Source organism: Pseudoglutamicibacter cumminsii (assembly GCF_016907775.1).
In the GTDB taxonomy this organism is placed as follows: Bacteria; Actinomycetota; Actinomycetes; order Actinomycetales; family Micrococcaceae; genus Pseudoglutamicibacter; species Pseudoglutamicibacter cumminsii.
In genome coordinates, this window is sequence record NZ_JAFBCO010000001.1 from 889572 (window position 1) to 912415 (window position 22844).

The following is a 22844-nucleotide window of genomic DNA, read 5'->3' on the forward strand; positions in this document are numbered from 1 at the left end:
ACCGGAGCGAGCAGGAGCCAGCATGCACCCCTACTTTGGGAACGCGCCCACACCAGGTGGCGCGCCGCAGCTAGCCCCCTACATGCACACCCACAACCCCGCCTACAGCGGCCCCGCCTACGGAGGGCAACCCAGCTACGCGGGGCATCCCGGCTACGGCCGGCCAGCGCCACGCAAGCGCCGCCGCACCGGAAGCAACATCGCAGCGATACTCGTGGTCATCGTCGCCATCGCGGCGTGGCTCGTCCCGAGCGTCCTGCAACCCGGCCTCACAACCAACCCCACGGGGACTACACAACAGCAACCTGTAGAGGAACCACCCAACCCCGCGGCGGCCGGTGAGCTCGCCGAGAAACTCAGGCAAGCCGAACCACCCACCGTCAACTTCCCTGCCGAACCCAAAGGGCAAGAGCCACGCGACAGCGGCCCCGTCAAGAAAGGTCAAGAGCTCAAAGACGGCGTGCCCGGGCTCGTGCTCATCGAATCCGTGCTCCCCGGGTTCGTGTCCGGAGCCGGAACCGGACTCATAGCAACAGCAGACGGCTACATCATCACCAACTACCACGTGGTCCAAGGCTCAACCGCCATCCGAGTGCAAGACACCCACACCAAAAAACGCTACGAAGCCGCACTCGTAGGCCACAACGCGCTCAAAGACATCGCAGTCCTCAAACTGCACAACGCGAAAAACCTCCGCACCATCGCAATCCCGAGCACCAACGTGACCCTCGGAAGCCGCGTCACCGTCATCGGAAACGGCGAAGCCAAAGGCGTCCTCCAACAGCTCAACGGAAGGGTCACCAACCTCAGCATCAACATCCGCACCCGAGCCGACGGCGCCGTCCCCGACACTAGACTCGACAACCTCATCGCAACCAACGCCGACGTCGTGCAAGGCTATTCAGGCGGCGCGATGATGCAGCGCGGCGGCCACGTCATCGGCATGACCGTCGCGGCCTCGGAAGGCGACTCCTCAGCCACCGTCAACGGGTACGCGATCCCCATCAGCACCGTCATCAACGAAACCCAGCGCATCCTCAACGGAACCAACGGAGACGGCACCATCATCGGCCGGCCAGCCGCGTTCGGGATCACGGTCATCAGCGAAGAGAAACCCAACCCGCGTGCGCCAGGGATCGCCATCGAAAGCTTCCTCGAAGGCTCACCACTGCCCGAGCTCGGCGTCAAAAAAGGCGACCGCATCACGATGATCAACGGGCAACACATCGAAACCTACAGCGACCTCAAACGCGCGCTCGCGCCGTTGCAGCCCGGCGAGAAAGTGAAGATCGCGTGGAGCGCCAACGAAGGCGCCAACGGCGGAACCGGCGAAGGAACCGTGACCCTCATCCGCTCCGGCGTGAACTAGCCGGTGTGGGCGTGGGCTACGGCGGACCGGTGTGGGGTCGGCTTGGGCGTGGGCTACGGCTGGCTAGCCTTCAGCGTCCGATGCGGTTGTTGCTGGCCGCACATACATCGCCGCCAGCTCGGCCTCAGATAGCGCTGAGCCGTCCGCGGCAACACCGGCACCTGCATCGTTGATCGCAACGCGCGCACCCGGGTGAACACCCACCGATTCGAGGCGGCGCAAAAGCTGCGGATCATCGTCAGCGATCCGTACGACCTCGTACGTGCCAGGGCCTAGCTCGGCGAGCGCCGCGACGTCGTCCATGGCCGGCATCGAAAGGTCCGGGCCCGGGATAGGGTCGCCGTGCGGATCCATGCGGGGGTGCCCCAGCAGTGCGTCGATCCGGTCAACAAACCGGGCGGACGCGGCGTGTTCGAGGCGTTCGGCGTCTTCGTGCACTTCGTCCCACGTGTAGCCGAGTGATTCCACGAGGTAGGTTTCGATGAGGCGGTGGCGGCGCACCATCATGAGGGCAACCGCGCGGCCACGCTCCGTGAGCGCGACCGGCTTATACGGCTCGTACGTGACGAGGCCCTGCCGCGCTAGACGCCGCAACGTCTCAGAAACATTCGGTGCCGAGGTCTGGAAGCGCGAGGCCAGCATCGAGGTGGATGTCGGCTCGCCGCCCCACTCGAGCGAAGCCCAAATCTGCTTGACATAGTCCTGGGCGACGGGGGAAATCTGATCCAGCTCGACCGGGGACAGTTCATTCGGCGCCACCGCGTGACCGTCAGAACCCATGAGTGCACTCCCCTCGCCGAACACGACTCAGCCACATGGCCGGCCGCTACGTGTTGTCACCTGCAACCTTATCGTTTCGGCCAGCGCGGCACCCAGCGCGTGTGCCCCCACCCAGCACATCCGCCCCTACCCAGCACATCCGCCCCCGCCCATGCGAGATACTGGACTCATGAGCCACACTCACGACCACGAACATGAGCACAGCCACGATCACCCGCACGAGCACACGCAGCCGCGGATGAGCGATACCCGCAGCCAGGCCGCGATCGAACACCAGGAAAAGTTCCCTCGCCCCGAGAAAGACCAGCCGGGCGGTGCGCTGCTTCGTTCCTACATCGAATACGACCAGGGCCCCAACGGCGATACCCTGCTCGCTTTCGGCTCTGACTTTTTCGGCACCAAGCTCTACGTTCCAGTGGCGGCCCGCAGCGCATCGGGCGCCGTAACCCACTTGGTGGCCCACGGGTTTGAGGAGCTGCGCGTGGTCGAGGCCGCGTTCTCCGAAGAGGAAGCCCGCAGCTTGTGGACGCAGATCCGCCCCGACGACGAGGTCCCCGAGTTCGCGGGTCTGTACGGCGATGAGCTCGCCGAGATCGCCTTCAAAGACACGAGCTTTGGCGCGAGCGGCATCACGGGCATCGTGGTGGACCCGATGGACACCGGAATGCTGATCCGCCCCGAAGACGAAACCATGCAGTTCCCGCTCCGCAACGGCCGCTTGCGTGCCGCTGTGCTCGCCGGCCATGACGATGCGGTTGAGGCTCTGATGGGCGAGGGCGAGGTGGTCTTGATGACGCAGAAAACCGGCGACGGCGACCGCGAAGGTGTTGCGTTCATGAAGAACAAAGAGACCGGCGAGATGATCCTGCCGGTGTTCTCCTCGACCCTCGAGGTGTTCCGGCACAACCCGGATGGCGGCTCCGTGATGGTTCCGCTCGCGAGCCTGCGCACAACGGTGAAGCCGGGGATAGGCATCGTGATCGACCCGGCCAGCCCTGAGGCGGTCGAACTGCCGAGCGCCGAACTCGAGAAGGTCGGCTACTACCAGGGTTAGGGTTGTGCGGCGAGGTGCTTGAGTAGTTCAGCTTCGGCGTTCTCGAGCACCTCACGCCACGCCTCAGCGGCGGCGAAACGATCCCCCGCTTCTAGAAGCTCGGCGACCGTTTGGTGCCCCTCAACATACAGCGCATGGAACGCCGGGACTGCGGCCATCGAATCGAACAGCAACCGCATCGCCGCCTGGATGCGCCCCATGAGGCCGTTCAGAATCTCTGACCCGCCGGCGAGCATCAGCACCGTCTGAAACGCCTGATTCTGCGCCGCCAGACCATCCAGGTCACCCCACCGCTGAGCCAGCTCGGCGCGTTCGGCGTGTACACGCAGCGCAGCCAGCTGACCCTCATCGAACTCGCCCCACGCGAGCCCGGCAGGTTCCATGAGCCGGCGGGCAGCGAAAATGCGGCGCACATCGTCAGCTTTCGGGACCGCGACGAACACGCCACGGTTACGCACCCGCTCAACCAGGCCCTCCGCGGCGAGCGCCGTGAACGCCTCACGCAACGTGTTCCGGGAAACATCCAGTTGGGCCGCGAGCGCGACCTCCCGCAACTGATGCCCCGGCGGCATCTGCCCACGCGCAATCAGGTCACGCAGACGTGCCGCCGCAACGACAGACGCGGGCGCGGAACTGCCGCGTTCAGGCTCCGAAACACCAGATTCAGCCACCGGACACCCGCTCAAACTGGACCACCCGCTCGAACTGCACCCTGGCGCCGGGAGGGAGCTGAGCGGCGAGCCGGATGTCGGCCTCAAGCACGACGCCGATCACCGGATAACCACCAGTGACTGGGTGGTCGGCCAAAAACAGAACCGGTTCGCCATTCGGCGGGACCTGCAGCGCGCCCGTGACCATGCCTTCGGTCGCGAGCTCGCCCGAACGGATGCGCTGCAGCGGCTCCGCACCATCGGCAGGCTTGAGGCGGGCGCCCACACGGTTCGACTCCGTGGAAACCTCCCACACAGCCTCTTCGAAATACTCAAGCCCCTCAGGGCCAAACCAGTCATCGCGCGGGCCCGGGGAATAGCGCAAAACCGTGACCTCGCCCGCGATCGGGTAGTCGACCGGCTCGATCGCGTCAGCCTCGGCTGCCTCAGTATCGGCTGCTTCAACGGCATCATCGGCCTCAGCGCCGCCGTCAGCCGGGGCAAGCACCCCGAGAACGTCGCCCGCCGCAAGCGGCTTAGGTCCGAGCCCCGACATCGTGTCAGTCGAACGCGAACCCAAAACTTCCTCGGCCGCGAAGCCACCCTTGACCGCGAGGTAGCCGCGCATGCCCTCGGTCGTGAAACCGATCTGCAGGCTCGCTCCAGCCGCCAGCTCAAACGCCTCACCCACAGGCGCCTCACCCACCGGCTTACCATCCTGCAGGATCTGCGCGGGCCCCACGGCACCACCCAACGCGAGCGTCACATCGTCCTGAGCCGTGAACTTCGCGTTGCCCAACAAAAACTCAACCGCCGCGGCGCCCGCATGGTTACCAACCGCGTTATTCGCCTCCGCAAGCCCCCACACATCAGCCGCGCCAGCCTGCCCCACACCCAAGGAACCCACCGCTGGACGGCCCACGTCCTGAATCAAAGCCTGCGGACCCGTAGCATCCACGACGATGCGGGCCACAGCATCAGAGGCAGCATCAGCGCCGCTGGAGCCAACATCGTCGGCAACATCGGCGTGAGCGCCAGCACCGGCGGAGGTCACGGTCGCGTGCTCGCGGACCGCTTCGAAACGCACGGTGTCGCCCGGGACCAGAAGCGACGGCTGCTCACGGTCAACGTCCCACATGCGTTCAGCGGTGGAGCCGATGAGCTGCCACCCGCCTGGGGTCGGCTGCGGATACACCGCGCTCTGCTGACCAGCCAACGCAACCGAGCCCTCAGGAACACGCGTACGCGGAGAATCACGGCGCGGAACCTCGATCACCGGCGCACCCTTGAGGTCGCGCGGCTTCAAATACATGAACCCCGGCGCGAAACCAGCGAAATCAGCGAGCCAATCGATGCGGGTATGCGCATCGATCAACGCATCCACGCTCAAACCGGCCAGCTCGGCGGCGTGGGCAAGGTCCTCGCCGTCATACACCACCGGGATCGTCACCAGCCGCGCGGCGTCCTCCGCCAACGGCTCCGGCTCCCGGCCCTGCAAACTCATCCCAGCCAACATCAACGCGACCGGGTCAACGAACGTCAACAAAATGGACTGCGCCGCCATCACGGCATCAACCATGCCGTCCACCGGATCGCGCTGAATCTCACGGTTCCACGCCATGCGCGAAGCCGTGTCATCAAACTCGAGCAACAAACCCGAGAAACCCACCCGCATCATCCGCGGGCGAGCAACAGCGCCTAAACCAGCAGGTCCACTCATGCAAACGCCTCGATCTTCACGCCAGCCTCAGTCAAACCAGCGCGAACCTTCGCCGCGATCTCAACCGCACCAGGAGTATCGCCGTGCAAGCACAAAGACTCGGCCTCAACACGGACACGCGAACCATCAACCGCCGTGAACTCACCCGTACGAGCCCAATCAACCACGCGGTCCACCACAGCCTGCGCATCATGAATCACGGCACCCGGCTCCCGGCGCGAAACCAGCCGGCCCTCCGGCGTGTAGCCACGATCAGCGAACGCCTCACCCACACCACGCATACCCTTCTGCGCAGCAACATCCAACGCAACCGAACCCGGCAACAACAAAACCGCCACATCCGACGAAAACGCGCGCACCCCATCAATCACCGCACGCGCCTGCTCCTCATGATGCGCAATCGTGTTATACAGCGCGCCATGCGGCTTCACATACGTAAGCTTCCCGCCAGCGGCACGCACCATCGCATCCAACGCACCAATCTGATACAAAACATCATCCGCCAACTCAGCCGGCGCAACATCCATAAAACGGCGACCAAAACCAGCCAAATCCCGGTACGCAACATGCGCACCCACCGCAACGCCCGCATCGACCGCGACCCGCGTAGTGGAACGCATATGCGACGGATCACCCGCGTGGAAACCACACGCAATGTTCGCCGAACTCACCTGCTGAAGCAGTGCCGCATCGTCCCCCATGGTCCATGAACCAAACGACTCACCCATGTCACCATTCAAATCAACGCGCACGCCACTGCCTCCCTCACAACTCTGCACGGTACTACTTATTCAACCAGCCACGCACCAGAACGTTGCCGCACTTCCAACGTAACCCACCGAGCGACCATGTAAATACCGAACGCAACCCAGATCCACGCCAAAACCAGCCCCGGCAACGGGACCAACGCCGCAACCGCAAGGAACGGCACATACACAGCCAACTGAATGCACGATGCGATCGCAAGATAACGGTGATCCCCCGCCCCGATCAGCACGCCATCCAGCACGAACACGATGCCGGCAACAGGCTGCATGACCGCCAGCAACAGCAACGCGATGGTCGCGGCGTGCGCGACCTCGCTAGACGGGGTGAAGGCCCGCGGAAGCCACGCGGCCGTAGCGGCGAGCAACGCACCGACGACGGCACCGAACCAGAAACCCCACCGCACCATCGTCGTGGTGAGAGCCTGCGCGCGATCCTTGTTTCCCGCGCCAAGCTCTTTACCGATGAGGGACTGCGCCGCGATCGCAATCGCATCCAACGCGAACGCCAACGTAGAGAAAAACGTGAACGCGAGCTGATGCGCTGCCAGCGTGACCGCACCCTGCGCGGTAGCCGCCCACACCGTGAGCAACAGTGCGATACGCATCGCGGCCGTACGGATCATGAGCCAGCCGCCAGCTTGCGCCGAAGCCCGCAAACCCGCGGCAGACGGCGCGAGACTCACCCCGCCCTCACGAATCCGCGGAACCAGCAACACGAGGTACACAGCCGCCATGATCCACTGCGCAATCGAAGTACCCAACGCGGCACCCGCAACCGACATGCCAGCCAGATACACGAGCGAAAAGTTCAGAACAATGTTCAGCCCGAAGCCCGCGCTCGCAACGATCAGGGGCGTCTTACCGTCCTGCAAACCACGCAGAACACCCGTGGCCGCGAGCACCAAAAGTATCGCAGGGACACCCGGCATCGACCACCGCACATAATCGATCGCGAAAGCCTGCGTAGCCTCATCCGGACCGAAAAGCCCCGTCAACAACGGCGCCGAAACATAACCCAGAACCGCGAGCACCATGCCGAGGAACAGGCCGAGCCACATACCGTCACGGCCCGCGGCGAGCGCCTTCGGCATGTTCCGGGCACCGTATGCGCGGGCGACCGCCGGGGTGGTCGCGTACGCGAGGAAAATCATGAGACCCACAGCCGTCTGCAGGATTGTGGTGCCCAGGCCCGCGCCCGCGAGCTCACCAACACCGAGGTGCCCGATGATCGCCGTATCTGCCAACAAAAACAGCGGCTCCGCGATCAGAGCACCCAAAGCAGGCAACGCGAGCGCAATAATCTGCCGCGGCAGACCAGGGAACTCAGCTGTTTTCTTCACGGGCACTGTTTTCTTCACGGGCACAGTCTAGTTGGCGCCGGGCGCGGCTAGTTATTGACGATGGCGCCGCTCAGGCGGCGGCCTACACGGCCACCGCGGCGTCACGCGGGAGTAGCTTGGCAGCAACGAACACCGCCAACACAATCAACGCCGCCACGAACAACACCACGCCACCCCACTGCGCGCCCTGGAACGCGAACCCGACAGCCCAACCGAACAGCGAAGAACCCGTGTAATACGCGAGGTTGTACAGGCTCGAGGCTTGAGCCCGGCCGCGCGTAGCGATCGCCGGAACCCAACTCGAAGCGACCGCGTGCGCACCAAAGAACCCGCCCGTGAACACCGCAAGCCCCACAATGATCCCCGGGATCCACGACACCAGCGTGACCAGTAGCCCCGCGAACATCACGCACGCCGAGCCCACCAACACCGTGAACCTGCCTCTGCGGCTAGCGAGCCGACCGGCCCATGCGGACGTGTACGTTCCAGCCAGATACGTCAAGAAAACTAACGAAGCCAACGATGCGGGAACCAGGAACGGCGGAGCCTCCAGCCGGAAGCCCATGTAGTTATAGACGGCGACGAACCCGCCCATCAGCAAACCACCCTGAGCGAACAACGCCAGCAAATGTGGGTTCTTCAACCCCCACCCGAGCTTGGTGATGAGCCGGATATCGCGGGCAGACTTACGCACGACAGGCTCGAAGCCCTGCGGTTGTGGCGCCGTCACAAAGAACACGAGCCCCGCCACCGCGGCACTCAACGCGACCGAAAAACTACCGAGCCGCCAACCGAAAACCTCACCCAACGGCCCAGCCAACATGCGGCCAAACAAGCCACCCAACGTAGTGCCAGCAATATAGGTTCCCGCAGCAACAGACGCGACCGAACGCTCAACCTCATCAGCCAAATACGTCAACGCAACCGCGGGGATACCACCCAACGCGAGCCCCTCAAGGAACCGCAAACCCAACAGCACCTCAAAAGACGGCGACCACGGAACCACCAAACCCAAGGCAACAGCCGCAACCAAGGCAACCCGCATCGTCGTGCGCCGGCCATGCCTATCAGCCACCACCGACCACGGCAGAACCGCAACAGCCAAACCCAACGTGGCCAACGAAACCGTCAACGCCGCGCTCGACTCAGGCACACCATGCGCCCTGGAAATCTGCGGCAAAACACCCTGAAAGGAGTACAGCTGCGCAAACGTCGCGACACCCGCCGCGAACAACGCAATGATCATGCGCCGGTAGCCGGCAGACCCACGACGATGCCCGCTAAAGGCTGGCCCGCCCGCGCCGCTACTGCCCGCGTTGTTGCCGCTAGCGCCGCCGTTTACCTCCGCACTCATGCATGCATCAGCCAACCCATCAGCAGCGTGCTCGGGTTGACCTCAGGGACACCGTTGGACTGCAACGTGTACATGAGCGCCAACGCAACCCCGTTGTTGAACATGTGCAGAATCCACGAATACGCGATCGACTTACCGCTCAAAATGTACGCGGTACCGAAAACCAGGCCCATCACCAGGTACGGCGCGCCAGTGGAAACGCTCGGCATCTCGCCGGCACCGATAAAGTGCAAAAACATGAACAGCAGCGAGGAACCGACCATCAGAACCCACTGATTAACCCAGCGGGACAACTTGCCGATCATCAGGTGCCGGAAGAAAAACTCCTCGACAAGAGGGCCCAGCGGCACAATCGCAAGACCAATCAGCCACCACGGGACCGCCGTAGCGAGTCCTTCAGCGATCTGCTGATTCTGAGACTGCGTTGGCGTCTCTCCCGAGATCCCCGCCCACGCCAGCTGGATCATGATGTTCACCAGCACCGTGCCCAGCCACAAACCCGGAATGCACAGGTACTTAGCCCACGGATACCACCGGAATGTCTTGAAAGACTTCCACAGTTCGTTGCCCAACGCGATCATCGCGAGCACCGCAACCACCGCATACGTGAACAGCAACACCACAACATTCGCGAGCGCCTCGTTGCCGTGGAACAGCGGCGCGACACCCGGAATGAACAGGATCAACGCGCCCAACCCAATGAACAACAGGAGGACGTAAGCGATAGCGGCGACGAGGTCCCACCACGTGAAACCACCCAACTGCGCTACAGGATGCGGGAAACGCTTTGGCTTACCGTGCGGCTGATACTGCGGCTGCCCGAACTGGCCCTGTTGCCCGAACTGACCCTGATGCTGAAACTGCGGATGCGCCGGGTACTGCTGCGGCTGGTACTGCGGACGGCCCTGTGGCGACGGCGGCTCTTGTGGCGGGTACTGCTGTGGCGGCTGAGAAGACATGCTTTAACCCTAAACCCGGCCAGCCGCGGGACGGCTTAGGAAACCGTGACCTCCGCGACGACCTCCCAGCCGTCCTCGATGAGCGCGTCCTTCTCGCCCGCTTTCACGACCGTAAACAGTTCGTCCGCGCCTGCGTTCCACGCCTCATCGGCGGCCGCGAACCGCAATTGCTGCACGACCGCCTCCAGCTGCTGCCGGGCATCGTCCGCATCGAAATGCTTACCCGGCAACGCCTTGACGGAACCGATCATGCCGGCGCCCTCTTCGGCGTCCGCAACCCAACGGATGCGGGCCGCAGGCTGATCAAAGATCGCGACCTCCACGACGTCGTAGTCACCCATCGGCGCGTGCGTCACCACAGCGTTCGATGCAGTGGCTGGCTCCGCAAGATCCTGCGGAGAAACCTTCAGCAGCACGTGGCTCGCATCAGCCGAGGCCTCCGCGATGTCCTCCGGTTGCGACCCGTTCAGCACCGCCCAAGCCTGCTTCCAATACTCGCTACTCACGCAATTCACCTCGCCCTTAGCTACCTGCCGCCGTGTCACATTCTGAACTCGCACCCAACACCGCCTAAGCTGGTGGGGCACCTTTCTAACAATAGACGCATACTCGGAGCGCCCTCTGGTGGCATCCACGCAGGCACTACGCCGCACCGCGTCACCATGAAGGGGTGCATCGTCATCATTTGCACTGCCGGCCCCGCCTCACCCATGAGCGCGGGGCCGCTGCACTTAACTACGGTCAGTTGTGTTTCACTAGACTGTCTCAAGTGCAAACTACGGCCTTTATCGCATCGCTGCTCCCGCTGCTCGTGACGTGGGCGGCCGGCTTGATGTCCCCCGGGCCGGATCTGTTCGTGGTGCTGTACCGCTCGCTCGCGGGTTCGCGACGTGAAGGCGTTGCCGCCGCACTCGGCGTCACCACATCCGTTGCGTTCTATCTCGCGTTAGCTTTCGCGGGGCTCGGTTTCCTGATGCGCTCCGTCCCGTGGCTCGGCTCCGCGCTGCAGATCGTGGGCGGAGGCGTGCTCATCTGGATGGGGTGGGGTGCATTGCGCGGCTGGTACGCCACCCGCAACAACCCAGCGATCATCAACTCCGGCGGAGACTGGGCAGAACAAGCCAACGCGACTCAGCAACCAAACGCGCCCTCCAGTGCCACCCCGGCCACGCTCGGTTTCTGGGGTTCCTGGTGGCGCGGCCTTGCAACGAACCTCGCCAACCCTAAGTTCCTGATCTATATCACCGCGATGTTCTCCCCGTTCATCGCAGTTGACCGCCCGCTGTGGCAGATCGGCGCCCTCATGGTGATGCTGCTCGCGTTCACGTTCAGCTGGTTCGCGCTCATCGCGCTCATCGCTGGCGCCCCAGCACTGCGCACACGCATGCAACGATGGCTGCAACACCTCGACCTGTTCGCGGGCCTGGTCTTTTGCGCGCTGGGGCTCTGGTTCATGATCCACGGGATCATCGAGGTCACCTCCTAACCCGTCCCCGGCGGTTCAGATTTCTTAGCAGTTCAGATTTCTTAGCAGTTCAAGCACCCCGCAACCGCCCGTTAACCCACAGTTAGCGCTGCTCCAGCATCCTGGGTGGCATGACTATGCCTCATCATTCACACGCATCCGCTGAAAAGCGTACGTTCACGCGAAAGCTGACCGTCGCATCGTTCGCAACAGCGCTCGCCGCGACCCTCGGCGGCGCCGCGTTCTTCCCTGCGCAAGCAACCGCCGCACCAGACGCCGAACTCCCCGTGGTCATCAACGAAGTCGAATCCAACGGTGACGACACCGACTGGGTCGAATTCGGCAACCCGACCGGCGACGCCGTAGACCTCACCGGCTACATCTTCACCGACAACGCGCCCACCAAGGCCGGCCACACCTACGTCCTGCCGGAAGGCTCCGTGGTCCCAAGCAACGGCTACTTTGTGCTCGACCAGGCGCAAGGCCCTACCCCGGGCTTCGATTTCGGCCTCGGCAAGAACGACTCCGTCAACCTCTACGCACCACCAGCTGAAGGGGAAACCGTAGAAGACGCGGTCGCCAAAGACCCAGTCCTGTCCTACGAATGGTCCGGCCACGCGGCCAACACCTACGGCCGCTGCCCATACTTCACAGGTGAACTGATCGACACCTTCGCCTCCACCAAGGGTGGCCCAAACCAGTGCGAAGAGCTCCCAGAAGAACCGGGCGACCCAGGCGACCCGAACGATCCACTGAACCCGGTTCCATGGCCAGGTGAGCAGACGGTCAAGCCGCTGCACGATGCCGATGAGGCCCGCGGCGACTGGTCCGGCCTCTACTGGCAGGCCGCCGGCACATTCGGTAGCGGCAAGCCATACCTGTGGGTTGCAGAGAACGGCAACGGAACCCTGTTGCGCCTCGACGGCACCGAAGAAAACCGCGGCGCTGAACTGCAGAAGTTCACCCTCAAGTACGCTGACGGCACCGGAACCCCAGACGCGGAGTCCGTGACCCGCGCAGCCGGCGCACCAAGCAAGATCTTCGTCGGCACCGAACGCGACAACGACAACAAGAAGGTCTCCCGCCCGGCAGTCCTCGCTTTCGACGCGCCGGACACCGCCGCTGAGAACGGCGAGCTCAAGGCCACACAAGAGTGGAACCTCGCAGAAGACTTCCCGGGCCTTGGCGCTAACTCCGGCATCGAGGGCCTGAGCTGGATCCCAGACGCATGGCTCGTCGAGAACAAGATCCAGGACGAAGCCACCGGCAAGGCATACGACCCAGCCGCCTACCCTGCACACCACGGCGGCGTGTTCGCGGTCGGCATTGAAGGCACCGGCCACGTCTACCTCTACGTCCTCAACGAAGACGGCAGCTTCCAACGCATCGCCGACATCGAAACTGGCCTCGACGTTGTCGCCGAAGTCCAGTTCGATGCCGAACGCGACCAGCTGTGGGCCGTCTGCGACGACGCGTGCGAAGGCCGCATCGCGGTCCTCACCCCTGAGTATGGCGAAGATGCCGGCGCTGAGACGGCCACGATGAAGTCCGCAACCGCTGCACAGGCAGGCAAGCTGACTGTCGCGCAGATTATGAACCGCCCAAGCGAAACCCAGAACTACGCCAACGAAGGCGTTGCGATCGCTGACATCAGCCAGTGCAAGGACGGTTCGGTTCCGGTGTTCTACGCTGACGACGCCAACACCGACGACATCTCGCTGCGTGAAGGCACCCTCAAGACGATCTGCCCAACGCCACCTCCCGGCGACGAACCGACCCCAGTGCCAACCGAAAACCCAGCGCCAACCGAAAACCCAGCCCCAACTGAGGATCCAACCCCGGCACCTACCGAGGACCCAGCTCCGGGTGAGGAACCGACTGCTGATCCAACCGACGCAGCTCCATCTGGTGAGGCACCAACTACCCCAGCACCGGGCGTGGATGCCGGCTCCAGCACGGGGGGCGGCAACCTCGCGAACACGGGTGCGGATGTCGCCTCGTGGATCACGCTCGCTGCCGCAGCGATGGTCGTCGGCGGTGCAGTCGCCCTCGCCACACGTCGCAACGGTGGAGCCCGCGAAGAAAACTAACACCGCGAGCACCTAACGGCGCGAGCTAACCTCCGGAAAACAAGAAGGCCCCGGGGCTTCAGTTCACCAAAACTGAAGACCCGGGGCCTTCCCTACGCCGAGTTCTCTACACTGAATGCATGGAGCACAACGTGAAAACCGTGACGATGTACGGCGCCGACTGGTGCAAAGACTGCCGCCGTGCAGAAACGTTCATGAACGAACACGGCATCGAGTTCAACTACATCGACCTCGTCGCACAGCCAGACATGGCGGATGTCGCCGAGGAAATATCCGGGCGGAAGAACATTCCGGTCGTCGTGTTCCCGGACAACTCGCACCTCGTGGAGCCAAGCAACGACGAACTCGCCGCGAGCCTCCGCGCCAACGGGCTACTCGCTGACTAGTTCGGCGAGCGCCTCCCAGCCGAACGTCGCGAGCCAATGCGAGGCCATGAACTCATCCGTGGTCGCCGCGGCTAGGCCGTTGCGCATCAACTGAGGCGCCGCATCACGTAACGCCGCCGCAAGCTCTGGTTCCGCATCGAGCGCGTCCAACGCCCGCGCTACACGCAGGCCCGAGGCCGCGAGCGTGAGACCCAGCCCGTCCAGGTGGGACTGGTGGCCGTCGCTCGCATCGATAGGGGCGACCGCCTGCAAAACCCGTGGCAAGCCACCGCGGCCTTCCGCACGTGAGCGGGCGTCCTCCGCGAGCTCAGCCACGAACCCCGGAATCCAACCCGCAAGCTCACCCTCCAGAACCTCACACATCAGGTCCGCTTCGCACATGCCGGCAGAGAGGAAGTCGTGGCCGGAACGTTCGTACGCGAATGGCCACCGCGCATCGTCGGCGTAGAAGCGCAGTGCATGCTCAGCGATCAGCTCCGCGACATCCGCGTAACCTCGCCGCCGGGCAACCAACAGCAGCCGTCGCAAACCGAACGCAGTATTCGAGTGAACACCGTGGCGCACAGGCTCCGGCATCGCAGGCAACCACGCCCGCACCGCATCCATGACCGCATCCAGCAGCGGCCGGGCACCCTCGGCGAGCGCGGCCAGCTCCGGAACGCGGGACTCATACAGCGCATCGACCAGCTGCGCCGCCCACGCCCACCCGTACGGGCGCTCCCACGACGGGTTCGCGGCCACGTACTCGGCCTCAACCCGCATGTTCTCCGCGGTCAGGTGTTCCTGCAGCAAACCAACGATGCGGGCCGCGGCGTCAGCGCTCACATGCTCAACCAGCTGCGTGCCAAGCCAATGCATGTGCACGCTGGAATGCCAGTCGAACGAGTTAGCGAACGCCGGATGCATCTGCCGCGGCAGCAGCAGGTCCGCTTCATCCCGCTGCACGTGATGCGCGGCGTACGGGAACTCGGTTGTGAGGTTATCGATCACAACTTTCGCGAACGGTTCAGCGTAGTTCTGGGGCGTCAATTCAGGCATACAGCAATTCTTGCACTCATGCCTCCGCAGCACTCATGTCTCCGCTGCGGGAGGCGACGGCGGCCGGTCGCAAAGACCGACCGCCGCCACCGCCTACTTGGCGAGCAGGCCGCGGTACGAACGGTGCACGATCACCGCAACCACAGTCGCGATCACAGCCTTCGCCGTGTCACCCGGCATAAACACGACGTTGCCCTTGATCGCGGTACCAAAGTTCAAACCAGTCGTGATGGTCAACCATGCCGAACCCGCGAGGTACACAACCAAAACGCCACCCACAACGCACGCAGCGAACACGCTCACCGCGTTGATCCAGCCGGCACGCGCACGGTCATACAACGCAACCGTCATCAAACCGATCACGAACGCACCGAAAATCCAACCGAAAATATAGCCGCCCGTCGGGCCCATGAGCGCACCCAGGCCCCCGCGGCCACCCGACAGCAGCGGCAAACCAGCCGCAACCAGCGCGATCAGCAAAACCTGCGAAAGCGCACCACGCCACGGCCCCAACAAAGCACCCGCCAGCATGACGCCCAACGTCTGCAACGTGATCGGCACCGGCAAAATACCCACCGTGATCGGCGGCATGAGACCCAAAACAGCGGTCAGCGCGGCGAACATCGCCACCAAAACCACATCCAGCGTCGGGTTTGAACGGCGAGCGTTACGTACCGGCTCACCTGCCACAGTCGTCGTCATCGTTTACGAGTTCCTCTCTCTTGAGTGTTGAACGAGCGGGCATCAAGGGCTTGAGCCACCTGTTCAGACGTTTTCAACGTGCGAAAAATCAACGGAACAATCAATGCGACCGCGTTCCGCTCCAAGCCACGAGCAATCTGCGCCTCGCGGACCTCCCGGTACATCCCCATCAGGTGCGGAACAAAGCGGACGGTCAACGCCATCGCCATCGAAATGTTCTCCGTGTTGACCCCAACCCCACGCAGCGGGGACACGATCTTCTCGAAGACCCGCAACATCTGCGGGAACGTGGTCGATGCGGTCACCGCGAACGCAAGCAAAACCAGCGTCAACAGGCGCATACCAAAGTGGATGCCGCGCGCGAGGTCCTGCTGCCACGCCATGATCGCCACCACAAGCCCCACGATCATCACCGAAAACAGCACCGACTTCACAAGCCGCATGAACGGAACCCGCGGAAGCAAAGCGATCAGAAACGCCGCAACCAGCAGGCCGAGCTGCACGCCCATCCACGGGATCAAGTACGTCACGATGCTCAAAAGGAACAACGCCGCGAACTTAAACCCCGCCGGAAGCCGCTCCAGAACTCCAGGATTCTGCGGGGCCGCACCCGCCTGAATCAACGAATACGAACTGCTCACAGCTCACACATCCTGCGATACGCCGCGATGCTGTCCTCCGGAGACCCATCCTCAACAATCCGGCCCTCGTGCACCACCAAAACCCGCTGTGCATCGGCCGCAAGCTCCAAATCATGCGTCACCACAATGCTGCGCTGAGCAAGCCCGACAATCACCGACCGCATCCGGTGCCGGTTCAGCAAGTCCAGCATCGTGGTCGGTTCGTCCAAAATGATCGTTTCGGGGCGCATCGTGAGCACGGAAGCCAACGCGATCATCTGCTGCTCGCCGCCGGAAAGCGCATGCGTTTCACGCTCGTAGAAGTTCCCCATGCCCAGCTGCGAGAGCGTCGCCCGCGCCCGCTCAACACGCTCAGCTTTCGGGATCCCGATGTTCTTGAGACCAAACAGCATGTCCTCACCCACCGTGGGCATGATGATCTGGTTCGCGGGATTCTGGAACACGAACCCAACGCGGCGGCGCACCTGCTTGGTTTCCTTCATCGTGCACGCGCCACCCACCGTGACGCGGCCGTACGTGGGCATCGCGAGGCCGTTGATGAGCCTCACGAGCGTGGACTTGCCGGAACCGTTGAGCCCGATGATCGCGATGCGCTGCTCACTCAGCGTGAGCGAGATGTCGTCAAGAACCCGCCGGTCATCGTATTCAACAGACACACGGTCCATGACGATGCGGTTCTCAGCTAGGTCGCTCACCTCTGGGGCGTGCGCTGGCGGGTTGTTCACGGAGGACGGCTCACTCAGGTTGGCAGTAGTACCCACCTATAGTGCACCAGATTGTTCAACAATGTCTAAACGGGGTTTATCTGAGCTTTCAACGCCGGCTTTTCTCAGCTGTAGCTCGTCTCAGCACAGGATCCCGGTCTACTTCTTCAAGTGGCTTGCCGGCCATGTCTCGCATGAGCCACATGAGCGGAATCCCGAACAGCACCACGACCGCCGTGGCATAGTAGGCCGGGGCGAACTGGTTGCCGGTCGCGTCGATGAGCGCTGTAGCGACCAGCGGCGAGAACCCGCCGAACAGTACGGTTGCGATGTTGTAGCCGATCGCCATCCCGGCGAAACGCCCCAGCGCGCTGAACTGCTCAGGGATGGCAGCCGCACCGATCGCGGACCACCCCGCTGCCGGAACCGCGAGCAGAGCAACACCCGTGACCGCACCTACGTTGCCGGTGCCCGCGAGCAACAAGTACGCCGGCAGGGTCGTGACCAAAAGCACGAGCCCGAGCGTGAGCGTCATGGCGCGGCGCCCAAACTTGTCCGAAAGAAAACCGATAAACGGCGTCGCGATAATCGCTGCGACCGCCGCAATAGCGCCCAAGTTCAGGGCCAGCTGACTCGAAACCTCGGCAGTGGATTCGAGGTAGGTCGGGACGTTCGTGATGTTGAGGAAGTACGTGACCGAACCGATCGAAGAAAACAGGAACGCAACCAGAACAGCCTTGGGTTGATGCTTCAGGACATCGATCAGCGGCGAGCCTTTCCGCCGCTGAGCTACCCCTGCTTCCTTGAGTTTCTCGAACGTCTCCGTCTCTTCCATGAACCGCCGGAGCGGAATCATCGCGGCCGCTAAGAGCCCGCCCACCACGAAGAGTATCCGCCAACCCCAGCTGCTCATCTGGTCTGCTGTGAGCCAATGCGCCAAGAGCGCGGCGCCACCCACGGCCAGCAGCGACCCAAGTTCGGAGTTCGCGGCGGCCCAGCTCGCGGCAACACCACGCCGGTTCTGCTTCGCGGACTCCATGAGGTACACCATGATCCCGGTGTATTCAGCACCCACTGAGAACCCGGCGAGGCACCGCAACGTCACCAGTAGGATGCCCGCCCACACGCCGAGCACGTCGTAGCCGGGCAGGACTGCGATACCGAACATCGCTACCGCCATCAGCACGGCAGAAATCACGAGGGCTTGTTTGCGCCCGATGCGCTCCCCCAGGTGCCCGAAAACCATGGCTCCCAGCGGGCGGAAGAGGAAGCCCGCAGCGCCAACGCCGAGTGTCAGTAGAAGCGAGTTCGAATCGCCGTGGAAGAACGTGCGCGTCAGTTGGGTGGAAACGTAGAAGAAAATCGAGAAGTCATACCACTCGATAACCGTCCCGAACGCGGCGACCGCAAGCGAACGCCTGCGCCGTTTCGACGTCCGCTGCTGCGCCGGCTTGTCCGCATCGACTGCATGCCGGACGTGAACGGGCTGTTGCTTCATATCCTTATGGGAGCGCGTCGTACACCTTCTTGCCGTCGGCGGCGATCGTCTCGAGGTCGCCCACCATAACCATGAGGTGGGTTCCCTTAGCGACGTACAGGTTGTTCGCCTGCGCATCTCCGCCTTCTACTTCAAGGCGAACCCGGACGCCGCCCTTGAAGCCGAGGGTGTCATTCACTTGGCTCGTCTTGATCTTGACGTCCCCGAGTTCAAGCTGGGCGCACGCAGGGTTGTTGAGTTCTTTCTTGAGCTGCTCGATGGCCTCGGCTGGCTTGGATGCGGTTTCAGGCGACGTGTATGCCTGAACCGCAACTGTGCTTGAACGTTCAGGAAGTTTCAGCGCAATAACCGCCTGGCTGTCCTTCGTCACCGTGGCCTGCAAACCCTTGAGCAGGATGTCGCATTGACCCAGCTGTGGGCTATCGCCGTGTTTCGCCTGCTCATAGAACTCTTTGCCGTCCTGCGTCTCATAGCCGCCGCCGAGCTTCCCCTTTACGAACTGCATGAAGTGCGGATCCGCCGGGTAGCCGGAAAGCTCCGAGCCTTTATCCGGTAGCGGGTTACTCGGGGTGCTACTGGCGTCTTGCGACGCGCTTTCGCTCGAATCTCTCGAATCGCTCGACTCGCTCGGCTCGGTGTGCGTTGACTCGGTGTGCGTTGACTCCGGCGTCGCAGACTGCGACTGGCTCGCGTCCGCAGACGCCTCCGCGCCGTCGCCGCCCTTATTCGAGTAGCCCACAAGGGAAGCCGCCAGGACCGCCGGCAAAGCGAACACGGCAACTGAGCGATACGCAAGCGAGCGGTTGAATGCACGCTGTGACATGAGGCTTTCCTTTCCGTGTCTCAGCACCTGCCCCGATCCGGACTGACATCGACCCGGAACCGGCGCGGACTAGGACGCTGGCAGGGCGTCGTAAACCTTCTTACCGTCCGAAGCGACCTCGTTGAGGTCACCGATCACGAGCACCAGGAACTGGCCCTTGGTGCTGAACAGGTTTTCGATCTTGTTGCCGCTGATGTTCATCGTGAACCCAGCGTAGTTGTCGAAACCGTACGAGTTCGTGACCGGTTTGATGCTGATGTCGTTCCCGTTGATCGGGACTGTCTTGCAGTCCGGGTTGTCAATTTCTTGCTTGACCTGTTCGAGGGCAGCGTTTGCCTTGTCAGCCGACGGATACATCAGCACGGTCACGGCCTTCTGCTTCGGCGACGACTGCGAAGCGCTCACCACCTGCGCGCCGTCCCGGGCGAGCTCCGCAGCGCCATAGATCACGGCTGGGCAAGAGTTAGCGAGGTTGCCCGCACCCACATCGGGCTTCTTCAAGTGCGGTCCAAGGTCCAGAACCTGGTAGTCAGAGCCGACGTTGTTCTTCATGAACTCCAGGAACTTCGGGTCTGCCTTCGCCGCACCGGTAGTCTGCGAACCCTGCGAACCCTGCGTGCCCTGGGACTGCTGGCCCTGGGACTGTTGGGCTTGGGAAGACATGCTTGGCGACGGCTGTGCCGTCTCGGTCTGCATCGGCTGCTGAGACGACTGCGAAGGCTCCGGGCTCGGCTCCTCGCCGCCGTTCTTATTGCCGCAACCCACAAGCGAGACTGCGAGCAGTGGCGCCACGGCCATCATTGCAACTGTGCGTCGTGCGGTCTTCGTCTTGTTAAACATGTTCAAGTCCCTACATATAGATGGGTTCTAGTGAGACACTAGCCTTGCGTAATTTTGCTCTGATTTCTAGGGTATCGGGCATTTTCTCCTAGGCTGATTCATAGATTCGCTCGATAACTAGGAGGTGTTTGTGCAACCAAAATTCCTTGTTGGTTTCGTCTTCGCTTTGGCGTCATCTTTCGCGTTCGCCCTTCCTGGACCCGTGGGGAAAGCGCTGTATGGTTCCGGCTGGTCACCCGGCTCGGTGACGCTGGTGAGGCTCACTGGTTGCGCACTCGTCCTCCTGTTCCCCACGTTGATTCAGTTGCGCGGCAAATGGGGCGAAGTCCGTGCGCACTGGCGGCTTATTGTCGCGTTCGGCCTGTTTTCGATGACGGGCGTTCAGGCGACCTATTTCGTTGCTGTTGAACGCCTCAACGTGACGGTCGCGATCCTGCTTGAGATGACCGCGCCCATGATGATCGTGTTTTGGCTGTGGGCTCGCACCAAGGCCCGCCCTTCCGGGTTGACATTCTTTGGGCTTGCGATCTCGATGATCGGTTTGGTTGCAGTGCTCGATGTGGGTGCTGTGATCCGTGAAGGTTCCGATGCGCTGGATGCGCTAGGCGTCATCATGGGCTTGGCCTCGGCGGTGTGCCTGGCAGTGTACTTCTTGATTTCGGCGAACGATTCGGTCAAGATCCCGTCGACTGCGCTCACTGGGCTGGGTTTCTCGGTCGGCGCCATCGGCACTGTCCCGTTTGTGGCGCTCGGTTTGCTTCCTTGGAAAGCGAGCACGGATGCTGCTGCGCTAGGTCAGTGGAACGCGCCGTGGTTCCTCGCCCACGCCATCATCATTGTTTTCACGGTCGCCGCGTACGTTCTTGGCGTGGTGGGCTTGCGGCTCATGGGCGCGGGTGTCGGCTCGTTCGTGAACCTGACCGAGGTTCTGTTCGCCGCGTTGGTCGCGTGGTGGCTTTTGGGTGAGACACTCGCGGTGGTCCAGTTCGTGGGTGGCGCTGCGATCCTCGCCGGCGTGGTGTTCATCAAACTCGGCGAGCGCCCACGCGGCCCTTCGGCTCTTGCGAAGAAGATGCCAGGCATCGAGCCTCGCCGCCGCGTCAAGTGGCGTCCCAAGCTCAAGAAGCCTCGGAAGAAAACCGCGAAAGCCCACACAACGGGCGCCAACGTGAAGACCAAGCGGCCGCCTCGTCGTGAGGTCACGCCGCGCTAACCGCGCCTCGGCTAACGAATCTAGATTCCGGCGTCGCTGGATTCGTAGGCCATGTTGCTGAAACGGGAGTAGTGGCCCTGGAACGCGACCACGATCGTCTTCGTTGGACCGTTTCTGTGCTTCGCGACAATCACATCGGCCTCACCGGCTCGCGGCGATTCCTTGTCGTAGATGTCTTCGCGGTGCAGCAGGATGACCATGTCCGCGTCCTGCTCAATCGAACCGGATTCACGCAGATCGGACACCTGGGGGCGCTTGTCGGTGCGCTGCTCTGAGCCACGGTTGAGCTGGGACAGCGCGATCACTGGGACCTCAAGCTCCTTAGCCAGAAGCTTCAACGCACGCGAGAACTCAGCGACTTCCTGCTGACGCGATTCAACGCGCTTACCCGAGGACATGAGCTGCAGGTAGTCGAGCACCACGAGCTTGAGGTTGTGCTGCTGCTTGAGGCGGCGGCACTTCGCGCGGATCTCCATGAGCGTCATGTTCGGTGAATCGTCAATGAAGAACGGTGCACTGTTGAGCTCGGGCAGGGTGCGGGCGACCTTGGCCCAGTCGCTGTCCTGCATGTCGCCCTTGCGGATGTTCTGGAGCCCGATGGCGGTCTCAGCTGAAAGCAAGCGCATCGCGATTTCGGAACGGCCCATTTCAAGCGAGAAGAACACGGTCGTCATGTTGTTCTTGATCGCGGCGGAACGCGCGATGTCGAGTGCGAAGGTCGACTTACCGACCGCTGGGCGCGCCGCGACAACGATCATCTGGCCGCCCTGGAAGCCCTGGGTCAGTTCGTCGAGCTCATAGAAACCCGACGGCACGCCCGTGATTTCGTCGCCCGATTTCTGTCCCGCCGCCTCGATCTCATCGACTGTGTGCTCCATGATGTCTGAAAGCACGACGTAGTCTTCGGCGGTCCTGCGTTCAGCGACCTGCATGACTTCGGCTTGCGCATCGTTGACGATCGCGTCGACCTCGCCGTCGGCGGCGTAGGCCATCTGGGTGATGCGGTCACCCGCATAGACGAGGCGGCGCAGGATCGCGCGCTCCCTCACAATCTCTGCGTAGAAGCTCGCGTTCGCGGCGGTTGGGACGGACTGGATGACCTCGTGGATATACGCCGCGCCGCCGGCCCGGTTGAGTTCCCCGTTTTTGGTGAGGTAGCTCGAAACCGTCACGGCGTCAGCTGGCTCACCGCGGCCGTAGAGATCCGTGATGGCGTCAAAGATGGTTGAGTGCGCTGGCTTGTAGAAGTCCGATGAGCGGAGGATCTCAACGCAGTCAGCGATCGCGTCTTGGGAGAGCAACATGCCACCCAAGACGGACTGTTCCGCTGCGAGGTCCTGAGGTGGGACGCGCTCCGAAAGCGCCGAGCCGCCTGCAGATGACGCACCTGCATCGTTGTATTGGGAATCGCTGTATTGATCCACTGTGCTCCTCCAGCCCACCTCAGCCAC

22 protein-coding genes are annotated in these 22844 nt (G+C 62.8%); 6 read left to right on the plus strand and 16 right to left on the minus strand.

Annotation, left to right across the window (positions count from 1 at the left end; translation table 11 throughout):
- Window positions 1-22 precede the first annotated feature (22 nt).
- Window positions 23-1369, plus strand: coding sequence for a S1C family serine protease (locus tag JOD50_RS04120; RefSeq protein ID WP_204880524.1), 1347 nt, complete (start codon window positions 23-25; stop codon window positions 1367-1369).
- 63 nt (window positions 1370-1432) lie between these two features.
- Here JOD50_RS04120 and JOD50_RS04125 read toward each other — a convergent pair whose 3' ends face one another.
- Complete coding sequence (locus JOD50_RS04125; protein ID WP_204880525.1) at window positions 1433-2149, minus strand: metal-dependent transcriptional regulator; 717 nt, start codon at window positions 2147-2149, stop codon at window positions 1433-1435.
- 169 nt (window positions 2150-2318) lie between these two features.
- Between JOD50_RS04125 and JOD50_RS04130 the strand changes: the two genes are divergently transcribed.
- Complete coding sequence (locus tag JOD50_RS04130; RefSeq protein WP_204880526.1) at window positions 2319-3203, plus strand: SseB family protein; 885 nt, start codon at window positions 2319-2321, stop codon at window positions 3201-3203.
- Here JOD50_RS04130 and JOD50_RS04135 read toward each other — a convergent pair.
- The 7 genes from JOD50_RS04135 to JOD50_RS04165 form a co-directional block, all read right to left on the minus strand.
- Entirely contained in the window at window positions 3200-3874 is a 675-nt protein-coding gene (locus JOD50_RS04135; protein ID WP_338052006.1) for a GntR family transcriptional regulator, read from the minus strand. The genes JOD50_RS04130 and JOD50_RS04135 overlap by 4 nt on opposite strands.
- Window positions 3867-5573 (minus strand): 5-oxoprolinase subunit B/C family protein, encoded by a 1707-nt coding sequence (locus JOD50_RS04140; RefSeq protein WP_239541520.1) that lies wholly within the window; start codon window positions 5571-5573, stop codon window positions 3867-3869. The genes JOD50_RS04135 and JOD50_RS04140 overlap by 8 nt, the downstream gene beginning before the upstream one ends.
- A complete protein-coding gene (locus JOD50_RS04145; protein WP_420825526.1) occupies window positions 5570-6352 on the minus strand; it encodes a LamB/YcsF family protein in 783 nt (260 codons plus the stop codon). The genes JOD50_RS04140 and JOD50_RS04145 overlap by 4 nt, the downstream gene beginning before the upstream one ends.
- An 8-nt stretch (window positions 6353-6360) precedes the next feature.
- Window positions 6361-7698 carry an MATE family efflux transporter gene (locus JOD50_RS04150; protein WP_338052008.1) on the minus strand — a complete coding sequence of 446 codons (1338 nt, stop codon included), beginning with the start codon at window positions 7696-7698 and terminating at the stop codon, window positions 6361-6363.
- A 64-nt stretch (window positions 7699-7762) separates the two neighbouring features.
- Window positions 7763-9034, minus strand: a complete 1272-nt coding sequence (locus JOD50_RS04155) for an MFS transporter (protein WP_239541521.1) — start codon at window positions 9032-9034, stop codon at window positions 7763-7765.
- A complete protein-coding gene (locus JOD50_RS04160; protein WP_204880528.1) occupies window positions 9031-9993 on the minus strand; it encodes a CPBP family intramembrane glutamic endopeptidase in 963 nt (320 codons plus the stop codon). The genes JOD50_RS04155 and JOD50_RS04160 overlap by 4 nt, the downstream gene beginning before the upstream one ends.
- A 35-nt stretch (window positions 9994-10028) precedes the next feature.
- Window positions 10029-10499, minus strand: coding sequence for a hypothetical protein (locus tag JOD50_RS04165; protein ID WP_204880529.1), 471 nt, complete (start codon window positions 10497-10499; stop codon window positions 10029-10031).
- A 263-nt stretch (window positions 10500-10762) separates the two neighbouring features.
- Between JOD50_RS04165 and JOD50_RS04170 the strand changes: the two genes are divergently transcribed.
- The 3 genes from JOD50_RS04170 to JOD50_RS04180 all read left to right on the plus strand — a co-directional run bounded on the left by JOD50_RS04170 (window position 10763) and on the right by JOD50_RS04180 (window position 13934).
- Window positions 10763-11479 carry a LysE family translocator gene (locus tag JOD50_RS04170; RefSeq protein ID WP_101630519.1) on the plus strand — a complete coding sequence of 239 codons (717 nt, stop codon included), beginning with the start codon at window positions 10763-10765 and terminating at the stop codon, window positions 11477-11479.
- A gap of 110 nt (window positions 11480-11589) precedes the next feature.
- A complete protein-coding gene (locus tag JOD50_RS04175) occupies window positions 11590-13548 on the plus strand; it encodes a lamin tail domain-containing protein (RefSeq protein WP_204880530.1) in 1959 nt (652 codons plus the stop codon).
- Window positions 13549-13667: 119 nt separating this feature from the next.
- Window positions 13668-13934 (plus strand): glutaredoxin family protein, encoded by a 267-nt coding sequence (locus JOD50_RS04180; protein WP_204880531.1) that lies wholly within the window; start codon window positions 13668-13670, stop codon window positions 13932-13934.
- Here JOD50_RS04180 and JOD50_RS04185 read toward each other — a convergent pair.
- The 7 genes from JOD50_RS04185 to JOD50_RS04215 form a co-directional block, all read right to left on the minus strand.
- Entirely contained in the window at window positions 13920-14972 is a 1053-nt protein-coding gene (locus tag JOD50_RS04185; RefSeq protein ID WP_204880532.1) for a DUF2891 family protein, read from the minus strand. The genes JOD50_RS04180 and JOD50_RS04185 overlap by 15 nt on opposite strands.
- A 93-nt stretch (window positions 14973-15065) precedes the next feature.
- The gene (locus JOD50_RS04190; RefSeq protein ID WP_204880533.1) at window positions 15066-15674 is read right to left on the minus strand and encodes a biotin transporter BioY; all 609 of its coding nucleotides are present in this window, start codon (window positions 15672-15674) and stop codon (window positions 15066-15068) included.
- A complete protein-coding gene (locus tag JOD50_RS04195) occupies window positions 15671-16315 on the minus strand; it encodes a CbiQ family ECF transporter T component (protein WP_204880534.1) in 645 nt (214 codons plus the stop codon). The genes JOD50_RS04190 and JOD50_RS04195 overlap by 4 nt, the downstream gene beginning before the upstream one ends.
- Window positions 16312-17076 carry an energy-coupling factor ABC transporter ATP-binding protein gene (locus JOD50_RS04200; protein ID WP_338052009.1) on the minus strand — a complete coding sequence of 255 codons (765 nt, stop codon included), beginning with the start codon at window positions 17074-17076 and terminating at the stop codon, window positions 16312-16314. The genes JOD50_RS04195 and JOD50_RS04200 overlap by 4 nt, the downstream gene beginning before the upstream one ends.
- Window positions 17077-17128: 52 nt before the next feature.
- Complete coding sequence (locus JOD50_RS04205) at window positions 17129-18517, minus strand: MFS transporter (protein ID WP_204880535.1); 1389 nt, start codon at window positions 18515-18517, stop codon at window positions 17129-17131.
- Between the two features lie 4 nt (window positions 18518-18521).
- Window positions 18522-19340: a hypothetical protein gene (locus tag JOD50_RS04210; RefSeq protein ID WP_204880536.1), complete on the minus strand. Its 819-nt coding sequence runs from the start codon at window positions 19338-19340 to the stop codon at window positions 18522-18524.
- A gap of 69 nt (window positions 19341-19409) precedes the next feature.
- Window positions 19410-20180: a hypothetical protein gene (locus JOD50_RS04215; protein WP_204880537.1), complete on the minus strand. Its 771-nt coding sequence runs from the start codon at window positions 20178-20180 to the stop codon at window positions 19410-19412.
- A gap of 130 nt (window positions 20181-20310) precedes the next feature.
- On the opposite strand from JOD50_RS04215, the gene JOD50_RS10600 reads away from it, so the two are divergent.
- Window positions 20311-21393 carry an EamA family transporter gene (locus JOD50_RS10600; protein WP_204880538.1) on the plus strand — a complete coding sequence of 361 codons (1083 nt, stop codon included), beginning with the start codon at window positions 20311-20313 and terminating at the stop codon, window positions 21391-21393.
- A 20-nt stretch (window positions 21394-21413) separates the two neighbouring features.
- Here JOD50_RS10600 and dnaB read toward each other — a convergent pair whose 3' ends face one another.
- A complete protein-coding gene (gene dnaB / locus JOD50_RS04225) occupies window positions 21414-22817 on the minus strand; it encodes a replicative DNA helicase (RefSeq protein ID WP_204880539.1) in 1404 nt (467 codons plus the stop codon).
- Window positions 22818-22844: the final 27 nt, after the last annotated feature.